Source organism: Paenibacillus sp. FSL R7-0163 (assembly GCF_037969975.1).
GTDB lineage: Bacteria > Bacillota > Bacilli > Paenibacillales > Paenibacillaceae > Paenibacillus_AQ > Paenibacillus_AQ odorifer.
Genome location: NZ_CP150224.1, coordinates 4,520,973 through 4,538,925, shown reverse-complemented (window position 1 = coordinate 4,538,925; position 17,953 = coordinate 4,520,973). Strand labels below are relative to the sequence as shown.

The 17,953-nt window shown below is 46.0% G+C and carries 12 protein-coding genes; all 12 read left to right on the top strand.

Annotated elements, in window-relative coordinates; all coding sequences use genetic code 11:
• Positions 1 to 6: 6 nt before the first annotated feature.
• The 12 genes from NST45_RS20070 (at position 7) to NST45_RS20015 (ending at position 17,906) form a co-directional block, all read left to right on the top strand.
• Entirely contained in the window at positions 7 to 888 is an 882-nt protein-coding gene (locus NST45_RS20070) for a carbohydrate ABC transporter permease (protein WP_036675818.1), read from the top strand.
• 64 nt (positions 889 to 952) lie between these two features.
• Entirely contained in the window at positions 953 to 2,566 is a 1,614-nt protein-coding gene (locus NST45_RS20065) for an ABC transporter substrate-binding protein (RefSeq protein WP_051490876.1), read from the top strand.
• A gap of 57 nt (positions 2,567 to 2,623) precedes the next feature.
• The gene (locus NST45_RS20060; protein ID WP_076141172.1) at positions 2,624 to 4,105 is read left to right on the top strand and encodes a glycoside hydrolase family 32 protein; all 1,482 of its coding nucleotides are present in this window, start codon (positions 2,624 to 2,626) and stop codon (positions 4,103 to 4,105) included.
• A 21-nt stretch (positions 4,106 to 4,126) separates the two neighbouring features.
• The gene (locus tag NST45_RS20055) at positions 4,127 to 5,020 is read left to right on the top strand and encodes an ROK family protein (protein WP_076141173.1); all 894 of its coding nucleotides are present in this window, start codon (positions 4,127 to 4,129) and stop codon (positions 5,018 to 5,020) included.
• Positions 5,021 to 5,106: 86 nt separating this feature from the next.
• The gene (locus NST45_RS20050; protein WP_339823605.1) at positions 5,107 to 8,910 is read left to right on the top strand and encodes a GH32 C-terminal domain-containing protein; all 3,804 of its coding nucleotides are present in this window, start codon (positions 5,107 to 5,109) and stop codon (positions 8,908 to 8,910) included.
• A 297-nt stretch (positions 8,911 to 9,207) separates the two neighbouring features.
• On the top strand, positions 9,208 to 10,209 hold the full coding sequence (locus tag NST45_RS20045; protein ID WP_036675812.1) for a LacI family DNA-binding transcriptional regulator: 1,002 nt from the start codon (positions 9,208 to 9,210) through the stop codon (positions 10,207 to 10,209).
• 21 nt (positions 10,210 to 10,230) lie between these two features.
• On the top strand, positions 10,231 to 11,211 hold the full coding sequence (locus tag NST45_RS20040; RefSeq protein ID WP_076141174.1) for a BadF/BadG/BcrA/BcrD ATPase family protein: 981 nt from the start codon (positions 10,231 to 10,233) through the stop codon (positions 11,209 to 11,211).
• A gap of 43 nt (positions 11,212 to 11,254) precedes the next feature.
• On the top strand, positions 11,255 to 12,553 hold the full coding sequence (locus NST45_RS20035) for a 6-phospho-beta-glucosidase (RefSeq protein ID WP_036675809.1): 1,299 nt from the start codon (positions 11,255 to 11,257) through the stop codon (positions 12,551 to 12,553).
• Between the two features lie 24 nt (positions 12,554 to 12,577).
• Positions 12,578 to 13,504 carry an ABC transporter permease subunit gene (locus NST45_RS20030; protein ID WP_036675807.1) on the top strand — a complete coding sequence of 309 codons (927 nt, stop codon included), beginning with the start codon at positions 12,578 to 12,580 and terminating at the stop codon, positions 13,502 to 13,504.
• A 59-nt stretch (positions 13,505 to 13,563) separates the two neighbouring features.
• A complete protein-coding gene (locus NST45_RS20025; RefSeq protein ID WP_036675805.1) occupies positions 13,564 to 14,454 on the top strand; it encodes a carbohydrate ABC transporter permease in 891 nt (296 codons plus the stop codon).
• Positions 14,455 to 14,487: 33 nt separating this feature from the next.
• Positions 14,488 to 16,134 (top strand): extracellular solute-binding protein, encoded by a 1,647-nt coding sequence (locus NST45_RS20020; protein WP_076141175.1) that lies wholly within the window; start codon positions 14,488 to 14,490, stop codon positions 16,132 to 16,134.
• A 38-nt stretch (positions 16,135 to 16,172) separates the two neighbouring features.
• Positions 16,173 to 17,906 carry a family 10 glycosylhydrolase gene (locus NST45_RS20015; RefSeq protein ID WP_339823602.1) on the top strand — a complete coding sequence of 578 codons (1,734 nt, stop codon included), beginning with the start codon at positions 16,173 to 16,175 and terminating at the stop codon, positions 17,904 to 17,906.
• The last annotated feature ends 47 nt before the right edge of the window (positions 17,907 to 17,953 follow it).

The window sequence follows — 17,953 nt, the reverse complement described above, 5'->3', positions numbered from 1 at the left end:
CAAGCTATGCCCATTAAACATTCCGGATTAGATCGCTTTATCGTCGTGCTTAACGCGATCTTCCTGACACTGGCCGTACTTATCATTGTACTTCCTTTGATTTATGTAGTGATTGCATCTTTTATGGATCCATCAGTTCTGCTCAGTAAAGGATTATCATTCAACCTTTCGGATTGGTCATTAGAAGGGTATATAAAAATTCTTTCTAATCCGGCCATGATCCGAGGTTTTGGAAACTCTGTTTTATACTCTGTTTCATTTGCTATGCTTACCGTTCTCGTCTCTATCTGTGCAGGGTACGCACTGTCTGATGACAGGCTCAAAGGAAAAGGATTCTTCATGACCTTGTTTATTATCACCATGTTCTTTGGGGGTGGGCTTATACCAACCTATCTGCTCGTTAAGAATCTTGGTCTGCTTGATACAGTCTGGGCGGTGATTATTCCAGGGGCAGTTAATGTATGGAACATCATTCTCTCTAGAACTTTCTTCAAAGGAGTACCGAATGAAATGAAGGAAGCCGCTAATGTAGACGGAGCTTCGGAGATGCGGATTTTCTTCAGTGTCGTATTACCGCTCTCCAAACCGATTGTTTTCGTGCTCGCTCTTTATGCCTTTGTGGGCCAATGGAATTCCTATTTTGACGCGATGATCTATTTAGATAATCCGAATCTTCATCCACTGCAGCTCGTGTTGCGTTCCATCTTGATCCAGAATCAGGTAGATCCGGGCATGATCAGCGATCAACTCGCCATGGCGGAAATGAAACGATTGTCTGAAATCATCAAGTACGCTGCCATCGTTGTTTCCAGTTTGCCACTTATTGTTATGTATCCGTTCTTCCAGAAGTACTTTGAAAAAGGTGTTATGGTCGGTTCCCTTAAGTAGGAAACAGGCTGCACATAGATAAAGATTAATTCATTCATATCTAATAATTTGGAGGTCATACCCTATGAAAAGAATTAAGAAATCAAGAGTATCAACGAAAGTAGCTTCTGCATCTGTACTTGCTTCGTTTATGTTCCTTACTGCATGCGGTGGCGGAGGAGGAGGGGGAAGTGCGGCTAGTAAAGAACAGGACGCCAGCGGTAAAGTAACTTTGAACTTTATTACGCAAAGCTCTCCACTTGCACCAGTTGATCCAAATGAAAAACTGATTAATAAGCGTCTTGAAGAAAAGACGAATGTTCATATTAATTGGAAGAATTTCACGAAAGACGTATTTGTTGAAAAAAGAAACTTGGCTGTGGCAAGCGGTGATCTTCCTGATGCGATTTTTAATGCGGACTATAGCGACTATGAGCTGCTCAAGCTTGCTAAAGACGGTGCCATTATTCCGCTGAATGATCTCATCGAGAACAATATGCCCAACTTCAAAAAGGTGCTGGAAGAAGCCCCGGAATACAAGAGTATGATTACGGCACCAGACGGTAATATTTATGCCTTTCCGTGGATCGAAGAGCTGGGCAATGGCAAGGAAAGAATCCAGGCGGTAGACAGTATGCCTTGGATCAATGTGGAATGGCTTGAGAAGCTGGGCCTTGATATGCCTACAACAACAGAAGAATTAAAAGAAGTATTAATTGCATTCAAGACAAAAGATCCAAATGGCAACGGTAAGGCTGACGAAATTCCTCTGTCCTTTATTAACAAGCCTGGAGCAGAAGATCTGGTTTTCCTATTTGCTTCGTTCGGATTGGGTGAGAACCCTGACCATGCGGTTGTGAGCAATGATGGAAAGGTAATATTTACGGCGTCACAAGATGACTACAAAGAAGCCGTTTCTTTTATTAACGAGCTGTATAAAGAAGGACTCATTGATATTGAAGCCTATACACAGGACTGGAGTACTTACCTTGCAAAAGGGAAGGATCAGAGATACGGACTTTACTTCTCATGGGATAAAGCCAATATCACTGGAGCAAATGACACTTACGAGGTTATGCCTCCGCTTGCTGGACCAGATGGTGAAGTTAACGTAACAAGAACGAACGCGCTTGGTTTGGGCAGAGGCAAGATGGTTGTTACTAGCGCCAATAAGAACTTAGAAACGACAGCGAAATGGGTTGATCAACTCTACGATCCGATTCAATCTGTACAGAACAACTGGGGAACGTATGGAGACGATAAACAGCAAAATATCTTCGAATTTGATAAAGAAAAAGAAATGCTGAAGCATTTGCCGCTGGAGGGTGCAGCTCCTGTAGAACTACGTGAGAAAACAAGTGTCGGTGGACCATTAGCTATCCTTGATTCCTATTATGGCAAATTCACAACCATGCCGGATGATGCTAAAGGCAGAATGGATATTATCAAGAACATCATGGCGCCAAAAATGAAAGCAGAAAACGTAATGCCGAGTGTATTCCACTCCATTCAAGAGCTTGATCGCCTAACGACAATTGAGACGGATCTTTTTGCCTACGTGCTTAGAATGCGTACTGAATGGTACCAAAATGGTAAAGTTGAAGCGCAGTGGGATGAATACCTGAAAGAATTGGACCGTCTGGGCTTGCAAGAATGGCTTGAAATTAAACAAGGCGGCTATGACAGAGCAAGCAAATAATAAACTATAAATAATATACGGTAAAGACCGTGTTCGGGAGTAAAGGAGAAAACAATAATGTCTACGATTGCGAAACAAAATTACCGCGGAGTGTATCATTTTTCCCCTAAGGAAAAGTGGATGAATGATCCAAACGGAATGGTTTATTTTGAGGATGAATATCATTTGTTTTTTCAGCACCATCCAGGTGGAATGACTATGGGCGCTATGCACTGGGGCCATGCGGTCAGTAAGGATCTTGTTACATGGGAGGAGCTGCCTATCGCTCTTGCTCCAGATGAATTAGGTATGATTTTTTCCGGCAGTGCCGTAGTCGACTGGAACAATACGACTGGATTTTTTGAAGATAAACCAGGTCTAGTAGCAATTTTTACACACCATTTGGATATGCCGGAAGGCAAGCCAGCCATTCAGCGTCAAAGCTTGGCCTATAGTAAAGATAACGGAAGAACCTGGACGAAATATGATGGGAATCCGGTACTTGAACATGATACATTCATTGATTTCCGTGACCCGAAAGTATTTTGGAATAAAGATACTAATAAATGGGTGATGATTGTAGCTTGTGGTCAAACGGTGTGTCTATATCATTCTCCTGATCTGATGAACTGGACATTTGCCAGTGAATTCGGAGAAGGAATCGGTTCTCATGACGGGGTATGGGAATGCCCGGACTTGTTCCCGCTGGCCATTGATGGCGATCCTTCGAACACGAAATGGGTGATGCTAGTGAGCATCGGTGCGGATCCCGCTTTTGTGGAAGGATCAAGAACACAGTATTTTACAGGGGATTTTGATGGAGAAGTGTTCACGCCAGATGAAGATTCGATTAAAATTCGCTGGCTTGATTATGGAAGAGATAACTATGCAGGTGTAAGCTGGTCCGATATACCGGCTGAGGATGGAAGAAGACTATTTATCGGCTGGATGAGCAACTGGATGTATGCTAACAAGACGCCAGCAGAAGAATTCCGTGGTGCGATGACAATTGCAAGAGAACTTCAGCTCGAATCAAGACAAGGGGGAACTTTTCTTGTGCAGAAGCCGGTACAAGAGTTGGAATCAGCTCGTGTACAAGTCCTTTCTATAAAAAATGCAACGGTGCAAGAAATCAATACTCTTCTTAAAGAGATTCGCTTGGAATCTTATGAGATTATAGCTGAGTTCACTCGGGGTAAATCTGTAGGTTTCAAAGTAAGAATTGGTGCGGATGAACAAACAGTGATCGGTATCAACGGTGACACAGAGGAACTTTATGTAGACCGGAAGGCTTCGGGCCAGCATGATTTCCATGAACATTTCGTAGGACATCATTCAGCCAAACTCGCAGCGCTTGATGAGTCAAATGATCTCCGTATTTATGTGGATTGCTCTTCCGTTGAGGTGTTTAGTAATGGAGGTCAGGCAGTAATTACGGATCTTATATTCCCTGGACTAGAATCTAAAGGTATTGCTGTGTTTGCAGAAAATGAGAATGACTTGCTGATTTCCCTGGATATCTATGAGCTTACTCTCTCTGCTGAGCAAGACAAGAATTAGTCACCGAGAGGAGTCTTGTATATGCGTATAGGAGCGATTGAAGCTGGCGGGACGAAGTTTATATGTGGCATCGGGAATGAAAATGGGACCATTGAAGATCAGATCAGTTTCCCTACAGAACATCCTGAGTTGACGTTGCCCAAAGTTATTCAATATTTTCAAGACAAACCAGTAGAAGCTATCGGAATTGGATCGTTTGGTCCAATCGATATACGCCCAGATAGCCCGACGTATGGTTACGTTACAACAACACCAAAACCAGGTTGGGGAAATTACGATATGCTGGGCACTTTGAAAAGATACTTTTCGGTTCCCTTTGGCTGGGACACGGACGTCAATGCAGCGGCATTTGGTGAAGCCAAATGGGGCGCTGCCCAAGGGTTATCCAGCTGTTTATACTATACAGTTGGCACGGGTGTTGGTGTGGGAGTGTATTCAGAAGGCAAACTTATTCATGGTCTTGTGCATCCTGAAGGGGGGCATGTTCTTACAAGACGCCATCCTGAAGATGAATTCCCAGGGGGATGTCCCTATCATGGGGACTGCCTAGAAGGGATGGCGGCAGGTCCTGCTATTGAAGCAAGGTGGGGGAAGAAGGGACATGAACTTCCTATAGATCACCTTGCATGGGAAATGGAAGCATTTTATATTGCGCAGTCGATTACGGGTGCTATATTGCTTAACTCTCCTCAGAAAATCATTCTGGGTGGTGGTGTTATGCAGCAATCACAATTGTTTCCACTTATTCGGCAGGCCGTGCTTCAAAACCTGAACGGTTATGTTAGCTCAAGTACTATTTTAGAACACATAGATGAGTATATCGTTCCACCAGGTCTAGGCCAACAGGCGGGATTATGTGGTGCTCTGGCTCTTGGACTCACAGCACTGGAAAGTCAGATTTCTGCTCAATTGTAAAAGAATATAGAGAGGAGGTCAGTGCAGTAATGGATTGGCCTCCTTCTTGTTTTTCAATATTAATGATAGAAAAGAGGCTGAAGAAGATGAAAAATAAAGGAAAATTTGTTTTGTCCTTTCTCATGGCAACAGGATTTGTTATGACTTCAGCAGGCATTTATGTAGCAAATCCCGGTACTGGGTGGGCTGCGCCCGCTGATCAGGAGGTAAGTAAACAAGCTAAGGAGGGGCTTTCTATTTTTGAAAGCGTAACCAAAACAAACACAAACTTGACAGGTTGGCAAATAAAAGGAAAAGGTAAGTTGGCGGATACTGTTGAAGGGATTTTACTGACTTCTGATCCACAAGAAAATGTAATGGCAAACTCCGAAACGGTATCAGAGGATTTTATCTATGAAGCTGATGTCATGATCAAGGATATGCAAGCTGACGCGACCTTATTGTTCCGTTCTAATGAAGATGGCTGGGGTTCCTACATGCTCCAAATTGTTCCGAATGCAGGTATGATCCGCTTACGAGACGCAAGTGATGGTGAAGGGAAATTAAAAGAGGAGCGGAAGGTTACTGTTAAGGCAGGAGAGATCTATCATCTCAAGGTAAAAGCAGAGGGTTCATCACTGAAAGTATATTGGGACAACGAATATAAATCTGTGATTGAGGTTCACGATCATGCGTATCGTACTGGTAAGCTAGGGCTCAATGTATGGAATGGTTCTGTTTTGTTCCAAAATATTATCGTAAGCGACCTGAAAGGAAATCTGGGTGCTGTGGTTACAAATAAAGGACAATGGCAGCCTAATATCAACGGCAAAAAAGGAATGGCAGTAAACCAGATGAAGTCACAGCAAATTTATAATAAACAAGCTGCTGATTTTGTATATGAAGGAAATATATCTCTTCGTCCTGATTCTGTTGCAGCGCTCGCATTTCGTTCATCGGCTGATGGAACAAAGGGATATGAAGCATCCCTGACAAAGGAAGGAAATCAGGTTCGTGTAAGTTTGACGAAAGCTAACGGAGCAACAATTGCAAGTTCACAGCAAACCTATCCAAGTCAGACCGGAGCAAAACATCATGTAGAGATAAAGGCGAAGGGAAACAGAATTCAGGTCTTCCTAGACGGATACACCCCGGCTGCGATCGATCTAACAGATAAAACCTATACCGATGGATATACAGGAATCGTCGTTAAACAGGGAACGGCTTACTTCCAGGATACCTATGTGACGGATGCCAGCAGTTATTATAATGAAAAATATCGTCCTCAATACCACTATACGCCAATTCGTGGTTCTGCCAGTGATCCTAACGGACTTGTCTACTTCGATGGAGAATATCATCTATTCCATCAGGACGGAGGCACATGGGCACATTCTGTCAGTAAAGATATGCTGAACTGGAAGCGCCTTCCGATTGCGCTGCCGTGGAATGATCATGGGCATGTCTGGTCTGGATCAGCTGTGGCAGATTTGACGAATGCATCAGGTTTGTTCGGGGATTCAGGAGGCAAGGGGCTGATTGCCTACTACACTTCCTATAATCCCGATGGCCCGAATGGGAATCAGCGTATCGGTCTTGCATACAGCAAGGACCAAGGTCGTACTTGGGAATATTCCAAGACGCGTCCTATGGTTATCGGAAATCCAGGCGATAATGGAGGGGAGCCCGGAGGCTGGGATTTCCGTGATCCGAAAGTGATTCGTGATAACGACAATAACAGATGGGTAATGGTTGTATCCGGTGGAGATCATATTCGTTTCTTTACTTCAACAAATCTACTTGATTGGACCCTAACAGATAGCTGGGGATACGGGGAATATGTTCGCGGCGGTGTATGGGAATGTCCGGATTTGCTTCAGCTTTCGGTAGACGGAACATCACAGAAAAAATGGGTTTTGATGATTAGTACAGGAGCGAATTCAAAAACAGGCGGATCAGATGCTGAATATTTTGTGGGTCATTTAACAGCGGAAGGTAAATTCGTTAATGTTAATCCGGCAGGGAAAGTTTTGCGAACAGATTTTGGAAAAGAATTCTACGCTTCAATGTCTTTTTCGAACATGCCAGATCATCGCAGCGTAATGATGGCGTGGATGACAAACTGGGACTATCCGTTTGCTTTTCCAACAACCCATTGGAAAGGCGTACTGTCAATCCCAAGAGAAGTCTCATTAGTAACGACAAAAGATGGGATTCAGCTCGCTCAAAGTCCGATCAAGGAGTTGGAATCGCTGCGTAATCAGCTGTATTCTACTGCTAACAAAGAGGTGAGTCCTTCTTCTCAGAATCTATTGAAAGGGGTTACCTCTGGTGCATACGAAATTGAAGCTGAAGTAGAAATTCCAGCAGGTAGTCAGGTTAGTGAATTTGGCTTTAACGTTCGTGTAGGGGGAAGTCAGCAAACGGTTGTTGGATATAAACCTAGTGAGGGTCGGATTTTCGTGGATCGGTCTGCATCTGGTTTGACGGATTTTTCGAATCTATTTAGTAAAAGACATGAAGCGGCAATGCAAACGGAGAACAAGCGAGTTAAGCTGCGTATCCTTGTAGATGAGTCTTCTGTTGAGGTTTTTGGCAACAACGGTAAAGTTGTTTTCTCTGACGTCATTTTTCCGGATCCAGCCAGCAGAGCTTTGAGTTTTTACACCAAAGGAGGCAACGTAAAAGTCGTATCTCTGAAGGTGAATCAGTTAGGCTCTGTATGGAATCAGGAGACGGGCTCAGCTACCAAGATAATGATGGATACAAGTGATCGCGAACTGAGCAAGGGGCAAAGCGACATACTTTTGGCGATGGTAGAGAATGGTACCGGTAATGGGGCACAGCCGCTTAAATGGAATTCCAGTAACAAGGATGTAGTTGAACTAAACGTGGTGGATAAATCCCAGGCAACCCTTGTAGCTAAAAAAGAAGGCGAGTCTATCATTACCGTCTCTACTCCAAATGGGAAGACATCAGCTAGCTTATTAGTTAAGGTATCTGGGGGTGAATTTCATACGAACTTAAGTGGGTGGACTAAAGATCTATCTGCAGCCTCCTGGGTCATTGGTGAAAATGGGATTCGTGGAAATTACTTGAGTGACGCGAATTATATCGCAGAGAAGCAGGCAGGAGATTTTACTTATGAAGCAGATATGATGTTAGGGAAATCCGGAGGAGCAGGCTCTATGTTGTTCCGTGCCAGCGAAGATGGACGCAGCGGATACTACTTAAATCTGGATCCGAATATGAAGTCCATCCGTCTGTTTTATAAAATCGACGGCCGTATTGAAGAGCGTCAGATTCTAGCAAAAGTTCCGACGTTCATTCAGCCGGGTCAAACCTATAAAGTGAAAATCGAAGCGAAGGGCCCGCATATCGTGGTTTATGTGGATGGGCAGAAAGTCATCGACCTCCAGGACGGCACATTTGCCGAAGGCCGCTTTGGACTACATGTATTTGGCGGAAATGCTTCATATCAAAACGTTAACGTGAGCGGAGAAACACCTGCCAATTTAACCACTTCCAGTCTAGTAAATGCAGAACTACAGAAATCCCTTTATACAGCAAATCTCGCAAATGGTGAAGCTGTTACACTGAAGGATGCAAATGATTCTACGGATCAGAAGTGGGTATTCGTGCCGACGGGGGACGATGCAGGTTCTTATTCTATTCGTACAACAGCCGGTCAGGCGCTTGATCTCGACACAGGGCAAAATAAAATCCAGTTATACCCTTATCTTGGATATAACAATCAGCGTTGGATTTTTCACAAGAATGATGATGGTACCGTAAGTATTATTTCTGCTCATCATAAGAAAGCGCTGGAAGTATCGGCGGATGGGACGACACTGTCTCTAAGCGAGCTTGATCCTACTCTTGATCGACAAAAATGGGTAATTACCAATTAACCTGAGGAAGATAGAAGCAAGGGAAGGGGGGAATAGCGTGTCTAAAAAGCAACTTGTCTGCGGATGAGTTGCTTTTTGTTTTGGCTGCATTTTATGTATTGACGGATATTGGAAATGTAAGTAGAATGTAAATTAGTTAAAACCTTAAAACTTTTGTAAAGAATTTTGGTGTTCTTGATAAAGGCAAAGCTGACATTCAGTGTGCAATTTTCAATCAGAACATAGAAATATCACGAAAGGTAAGGTTTTTTATTTACCTAAAAAGTTTAATCGTTTAAACTTTCGGGTGACGGAGGTATGGAAGCTAAGATGAATATACATGATGTAGCCAAAAAGTCGGGACTCTCTGTAGTGACCGTATCCAGGGTGCTTAACAATTTACCCTCTGTACGGGAAGCTAATAGACAGAAAGTGCTGAAAGCTATGGAGGAATTGAATTATCAGCCCAATTCAGCAGCGCGGAGTCTTGTGAGGGGCAAAACGGGAGTCATCGGGATGTCGATTACCAACTTTAACGACTCTTTCTATGACCGGGTTATTCGCGTGGTGAACCGGAAGCTGGCAGCGCAAGGGTATTTTTTAGCCCTATCGATCGCCGAGAATGAGGATGAGGGCGACAATTTCCTGTTTCAGAAGGATCGCGTTGACGGAATTATCCTGTTGTCCCCACTTGAAGAAAAGGCATATGTAGAGGAACTGAAAAGAAAAAACATTCCGTTTGTATTGCTGGATAACCAGTTTCAGCATGAGGATGTGCCTAGCGTCGTGGTCGATAACTATCAAGGCGGGTATGAGGCTACAAAGCACTTGATCGATCTTGGGCACACTCAAATTGCCTATATTGGCGGCCCTTCGGTATTTCTAAGTGTAGCGGAGCGAAAGCGAGGTTATGTCCAAGCGCTCGAGGATGCCGGGTTAACGCCATTCGGAACGGAATACTGCAGCTTTACAGTAAGCGGCGGCTATGAGGTGGCCAAGAGATGGATCCGCGAAGATAAGCTGCCGACAGCTTTTTTTTCGGGGGACGATTTTATTGCTCTTGGAATGGTTCAGGCTCTCCGGGAAGAGGGAATTCGAGTACCCCACGATATCTCAATTGTTGGATTTGATGATCAGCAGTTCGTAGGTGAATTTTACCCGCGGTTGACGACGGTCAGACAACCTGAGGCACAAATGGGCAATATAGGCGTTGATTTACTACTAAAAATGATCAATGGGGAGGTGATGCCGCCCGCTGTAACGAAGCTCGCTCCGCAGCTACTCATTCGTGAATCCACCGCATCTGTTAGATTACCTTGAATTTTAGGAGTGAAATCATCCGTGAAGTATTTTTTGGGAGTTGATGCAGGAGGCAGTAAAACCCACGCAATGATTGCAGATGAACAAGGGAAGGTCATCGGAGTTGGCAAGGGTGGGATCGGAAATCATCAAATAAACCGTGAGCAGGCGGTGAACAGTTTGCAGCAGGCCCTATCGGAAGCAATTATGGCGTCAGGGCTGACCAAGGATCAGCTGGATTACTCCTGGTTCGGCTTAGCGGGAGCGGACAGAGAGGCTGATTTCCGGATTTTGCGACCGGTCATCAGCAGCTTTGATCTTCCCCAAACTGAGATTTCCTGCGATACCTGGATTGCCTTGCGGTCAGGTACAGAGAAGAACTATGGGATCGTACTGATTTGCGGATCGGGCGTGAACTGTAGTGGTAAAAATCCGTTGGGTGCTACATACCAATGTGGTGGTTTCGGCTACCGGTTCGGGGATTATGGCGGTGGCTATGATTTAAGTATTGAGGTATTCCGTAGCGTCCTTCGGGCGGATGAGGGAAGAGAGAAGGAGACGGTCCTAACCGAACGCTTAACGCAATTGTTGGGCTATTCCAATGTGTCGGAATTAAGAGAGGATTACCTGGATCATTTCAGAGACCTGCCTCCCCATATTGCTGAACTATTATTTCAAGCGGCAGAGGAAGGGGACCAGGTTGCCACCAAGCTGCTGGTCAAGCAAGGGGATGAGCTGGGTTTGGCCGCGGTATCGGCCATCCGTCGCTTGGGCATGGAGGAGGACTTCTTCGACATCGTACTTGCAGGCAGCCTGCTGACAAAGGGAGACCGCTCAGGCATCATCCGGCGGGCCATTGAGAGAAGAGTGAAGTTGTCGGCTCCGAATGGCACTTTAAGGATTTTGACCCGGGAGCCGGTTGTAGGATCGGTCGTTCTGGCTATGGAAAGCAGCGGTATGCGTGTAGATCAGAAGGTTCTAGATAATCTATCACAGGGGAAAGTACCGAACACAATAGGCTAGTTTTTATAAGACCAAAATGAAAAAGATGAAGGAAGGGTCTATCATGGAGGAAACATTGAAGCTGGTTGTCATCGGAGCGGGATCATCGTATACGCCTGAGCTTATTGAAGGCATCATCCTGCATCACCAAGAGCTTCCCATCCGCGAAGTATGGCTGGTGGATATTGAGGAGGGAAGGGAGAAGCTGCATACGATTGCAGAACTGAGCAAACGCATGATCGCTGAGTCCGGACTGCCGATTACCGTGGTCCAGACGTTTGAACGCAGGGAAGCCATTGCCGGAGCGGACTTTGTATGCACGCAAATCCGGGTAGGCATGCTGGAAGCGCGCAAATGGGACGAATTAATTCCGCTTCAATACAATGTCATCGGCCAGGAGACGACAGGTCCCGGAGGGATGATGAAAGGCCTACGGACCATCCCGGTCATTCTGGATATTTGCAAAGACATTGAGGAGCTGGCTCCGGATGCCTGGTTGCTGAATTTTACGAATCCGGCCGGTATGGTGACTGAAGCTGTTCACAAATACTCATCGGTAAAAAGCGTAGGATTGTGCAACTCACCGATCGGTTTTCAAAAGTGGCTCTCCGAGTTCTTCGGACTTCCTATGGAGAAGATCTACGCGGAGTTTGTCGGCATCAACCATCTGCACTGGGTATCCGATATCGTGATTGACGGTAAAAGCAAGCTGCAGGAGCTCATTGATTACCCGCAGAGCTACAAGGCGAGCAATGTGCCGTTTGATTCCTGGGACTACCGGTTTCTGAATGCTTTGAAAGCGATTCCCTCTTATTACCTGAGCTATTACTATATGACGGACGCGATGCTTGCGGAACAGAAGGAAGCAGCAGCAACGACTGGATCGCGCGCTGAGGTAGTGAAGAAGGTGGAGGAAGAGCTGTTTGAACTGTACCGGAACGTAGAGCTGAAGGAAAAGCCCAAGCAGTTGGAACAGCGCGGCGGAGCCTACTACTCGGAGGCGGCAGTGCTGCTGATGCGCTCCATTTATAATGATTCCCGCGATATCCAGACGTTGAATGTAAGGAATAACGGAATTATTGACTTCTTGCCGGACGATGCCTCCATTGAGGTGAATTGTATGGTCACCAAGCAAGGTCCGCTGCCGATTCCGCTGCGCATAATTCCTCAGCCCGTAAAAGGCTTGCTGGCTGCAGTCAAACAATACGAGAGCCTCACCATCGAAGCGGCTGTGCACGGAGACCGGGATATAGCCCTGCAGGCTATGGTTCATCATCCGCTCGTGCCTTCGGTCACCGTAGCTGAACAACTGCTGGATGAAATGCTGGAGAAGAACAAATCGTTGTTGCCGTTGTTTCACTAGAATCGTCCAGAGGAGGAAAAGCGGATGAACACGGCCGAGAAACCGCGTAGATGGAAGAAATTTATCAGTCAATTGGATTTGCAGTCCATGGTTTGGCCGGGAATTATCTTTGTATTCATTTTTAGCTACATTCCGATGTATGGCGTGGTTATGGCATTCCAGCAATACGATATTTTTGGCGGCATTATGAAGAGCCCCTGGGTTGGATTTATGCATTTCAGAATGTTCTTCGAGGCGCCGGAGTTCTGGAATGTGATGCGAAATACCCTTGTGATCAGCTTGCTTAAATTGATTATCTCTTTTCCTGCCCCGATTCTTCTTGCGCTGATGCTGAATGAAATCGGGAATATGGGCTTTAAACGTATTATCCAGACCGTCAGTTATTTACCTTATTTCCTGTCCTGGGTTATAGTATCCGGTTTTGTATTTTCGCTGTTATCCGTTGACAACGGGACGGTGAACTATGTGCTGGAGCGATTCAATCTGGTAGGGGAACCAGTTAACTTCCTGGCGTTACCCAAATACTTCTGGTCGATTCTAGTAAGCGTAAATGTGTGGAAAGAGGTCGGATTCGGGAGCATTGTCTACCTGGCCGCGATTGCAGGCATTGATCCAACCCTATATGAGGCCGCTTCTATAGATGGAGCAAGCCGGTTTAAGCAAATTCACTTGATTACACTCCCCAGCATTACCCCCATTATCATCATCTTTATGATTCTTGCCATCGGCAGTCTGCTCAGTGCGGGCTTCGAGGACATTTTGCTGCTGGCAACCAATCCAATTCTGCGACCCTACTCCGATGTTATCGACACCTATGTGTACCGTGTTGGGATTTTAAATGCCAGATTCTCTTATGCGACAGCGGTAGGGCTATTCAAGGCGGTGATCAGTGTCATTCTGCTAGTGACGGCCAACAAAATCGCTCGCCGGGCAGATGTTAGTCTCTGGTAGTACTACTACTCATAGCGAATGCTTCCGATGCTCCATAAACCTTTTAGGAGGGGTGAACAATGAGACTAAGCCTAGGCGACAAAATCATGCAGCGGAGTATGTATATCCTTTTGACGCTGCTGGCGTTACTCATGCTATACCCGTTTTGGAATGCGCTGGTCATTTCCTTTAATCTAGGGAGCGATACGGCGCTCGGTGGTGTAACCTTGTTACCGAGAGCTTTTACTCTGGAAAATTATTATATTGTGTTTCAGGATCAACGCCTGCTGAATTCTTTTCTGATCACCATTCTTAGAACGTTATGCGGCACGGCATTGTCTGTCTTTTTCACGGCACTGTTAGCCTACGGAATGTCCAAGAAGACATTGCTATTTCGAAAACAATATATGGTGTTCTTCATGATTACGATGTTCTTCAGTGGAGGGCTCATCCCTAGTTATTTACTAGTTCGCTCTTTGGGTATGCTGGACACCTTTTGGGTGCTGATTATCCCCGGCATCATCAGTGTCTGGAACATGATTGTCATCCGCACCTTCTTCCACGCTCTGCCGGAGGGGTTAGAGGAATCGGCCAAAATCGACGGCAGCAGCAACTACGGCATTTTTTTCCGAATCGTCATTCCCGTCTCCGGCCCGGTGCTGGCCACGATTGCCTTATTCACCGCAGTAGGTTACTGGAATGACTGGTTTACGGGAGCGATCTATATTACAAAGGATCACTTGCTTCCTATACAGACCCTGCTGCGCCAGATTATGAACTCCAACATCATGACCCAAATAGGCTCATCGAATGCTATCGCGCTGGATCATATGAACCGAAATCGGACGATTACCACGAAGTCACTGACTATGGCTACGATGATGATCGCTACCATTCCAATTATCCTGACGTATCCTTTTCTCCAAAAGTACTTTGTTAAGGGCGTAATGATCGGTTCGATGAAAGAATAGCAGTCTCCATATTATGTAGAAAGAAGGGAAAAGATGCGCAATCGTATGAAATGGGTATCTCTTTTGCTGACTTCACTGGTGCTTCTTCTCGCTGCCTGTAGCGGAGGAGGAAATTCTAACACTTCACCAAACACAAGCGAGAAAAATCTGAATACTGAGGCCGCCACAGATGACGGCAGCGGGATCAAGCCCGTCACCTTCAGCTTCTATGGAAACTATGACTGGCTTACGACATCACCATGGGGGGATAATGAGGCGACAAAATGGATTCAGGAGAACCGTAAGGTTACTGTTGAACCGATACAATCCGGAGGAGCGGCCGGAGAAAAGCTCAACACGATGATCGTCGGCGGTGATTTACCGGATGTTATTTTTACTGACCGGGGATCCTCAGTGGAACGGCTGGTGCAGGCAGGACAACTCGTTGCGCTGGATGATTACTATGAGAAGTATCCGAACTTCAAGAAATATGTGAAGGAATCCACCCTGAATTTGCTCCGTTCAGAAGACGGGAAAATCTATCAAATTCCGAACTGGTATACATCCGGGCAATTCGGCAACGGCGGATGGATGGTGAATAAAGATATTTATAACGAACTCGGCAGACCGTTGCTGGAGACCTTTGATGATTTGTATCAATATTTGCTTAAGGTGCAAGAAAAGTATCCGGATGTAGTACCTCTGGAGGTTGGGGAGAAGGGGGCAGGTCTGGAAATTATGTATGGTGGTTTTAAGGAGAACTCCACCAGTAAGTTCATTTCACTCATGGGATATCCGGATGGCGACAAGCTGTCATCTATCTTGGACGATCCCGCTTACGAGGAGATGGTGCTGTATATTAATAAGCTGTATCGTGAACGGCTGATTACGCAGGATGCTCTGCAGCAAACCCAGGATGCGGTCAAAGAAAAGGTCAATACCAACCGGGTAGCAGTCATGGTCGAATCCAATATCACTACGTATGGAGCCGAGGGACACCGGGCACTGACAGCGAATAATCCGGACAGCGGTTATGAGATTATATGGCCGATTCATAAAGGCGGTCTAGACAAAACACAAGTGTTTGTAAGCGGCTTTGAGACGCTGGGTTGGAACGTTAATGTCATTACGAAAAAGGCCAAGGATCCAGAGGCCATCTTCGCTTATTTTGACTGGATTACGGGTCCGGAGGGACAGAAGGTGCTTTTCTTCGGTCCTAAAGGCTTGTACTGGGATGAAGAGGATGCGGACGGAGCGCCAATCCCGAACGAGAAATACAAGACGACTCCTGCTAACGAGCGCACGGAAACGATGCGGAAATTCGAGGACTTTAACTGGGCGGGAAATACAACCTTTATTGATACGGCGAAAATGAGCCTCGAGGCGCTGCTTTCCGCGAACCAGAAATCCTGGGAGACCGTGGCGCAGTCCACGGTGACCTGGAAAACCGCGTTGGATATCACGGAGTTTGTAAATACCGATCCGATTCCGGATACGGAAATCGGCATCATCGCACAGAATATCGGGGATATTTATACCCTTGCTTACGCCCAGATGGTTCAGGCGAAGTCGGATGAAGCGGTGCTGTCGGCGCTGGAGACAGCTAAAAAGAACACCGAAAAAGCGGGGCTGGCTAAGCTGCTTGAATTCAGAACCGAAAAATGGCAGGAAAATGTTAAGAAAATCAACGCGACGAAATAAGACTATTTATAAAATCTTATACTAGTGGAGGCGAGATTATGGCATTTGCGTTGAGATCGAGGTTTATAGCACTGTTAAGCATCGTGTTGGTTTCTTCGATAGCCGGTGGTTCCGTTCCTGTTATGGCCGAGGAGGAGAGTAACCCCCCTTTCGAAACGGAAGTTATTGTACGGACCGTAAACCAGTTTAAGAACATGACGGATGTCCAGAATTTCATCGCGCTGTCTACAAGCTATGGCGTCGATGTTATTAGCATGAACGTGAAGCAGGATGAAGATGATGAGGTTCCGTCTGGAAGTGTATTTTATCAGAGTGATATCGCACCAATTGCACAAGGCTACCAGAATTTCGACGCCCTGCAGGCTGTCATTACGGCAGCCCATGCTGCAGGAATCAAGGTTCATGCCTGGATTCCACAGTTCCATGATCAGCAGGCCTTCCTGGAGCACGATGAATGGCAGATGCAGGCGCTGGTTGACGGGGTTCAGACTCCGTTTACAGGTTCTAACGGCAACGAATACTTCGTCAATCCAATTCACCATGAAGTGCAGCAGTATGAGCGTTCCATCATTCAGGAAGTGATCGAGAATTATGATGTGGATGGCGTTGTGCTGGATTGGATCCGCTTCGATAATTACAACATGGACGTCAGTGATTACACGGTTACGAAGTATCAGGCGCAGTTCGGGTATTCACCGCTCAGCATTGACTTCGAGACGGATTCGCCTCAGAGAGAGCAGTGGAATGAATGGAGGACCGATCAAATCGGACAGTATGTGGGCGATATCCGTCAGGATATCACCCAGTCCTCGAAGCCGGATGTGCAGCTCGGTGTGTATATTTTGCCGCCAGAATTCATTGAAGTTGGGCAGAATGTAGCGAAATTCAAGGATGATATCGACTTTGTTGCACCAATGGCGTACTTTGATGACTGGGAGTTCAACAGTGATTGGGTATACAGCACTTCCTACGGCATCCTGAAGGATACGAGCGACCGGATTAGCGGCAGTGACGTGGAAATTGTTGCGACGCTGGATAATGACTGGACAGATGATCAATATCAGGAGATTTACAAGGGAATCCGCGAGAATTATCCAGGTGTGAAGCGTCTGTCGTTCTTTGCTTACGGGGCCTGGCCAGAAGATGAGCTGGCTAATATCAAAGAACGTGAAACCTGGCCTACGCCAGGCTGGACGCCTCCGGTAGAACAAGACTATCCGGCTCAATTACCAACAGGATGGAAGGCGCGGAATATCGGTTCCATGCCGGGGAACGTTACCTACAATTCTTCCAATAAGCAATTTACACTCAGCAGCAGCTCTACGGATATTTGGGGAAATGGAGATCAACTAAATTATATATACCAATCCGTGCGAGGCAATGCGGAGATTATTGTTAAAGTGCAGTCCACTAGCCGATTGGACGGCTGGGCCAAGGCCGGCATTATGATTCGGGAGTCGCTGGGTCATAATTCGAAGCATGCAGATATGATGCTTACCCCCGAAAATGGGGCAGCCTTCCAGTATCGTGCAGAGACTGCCGGCAATATGGTTGATCAGACTGCGGCTGCCTCGGCTCCAAGATGGCTAAAGCTGACCCGAAGTGGAAATACCTTCAAAGGGGCTATTTCGACGAACGGGAATAACTGGAAAACGGTCGGAACTGTTCAGATTCCGATGAACCGCAAGGTGTATATTGGCATAGCACTTAGCAATCCCGGGGATGACTCGAGGAATAAGGCTGTGTTTGGAAATGTGAAGATTACGGATTAAGCTTAATACAAGGGCACCGGTTCTTCTTTATCCGGGGGAGTTTTCGT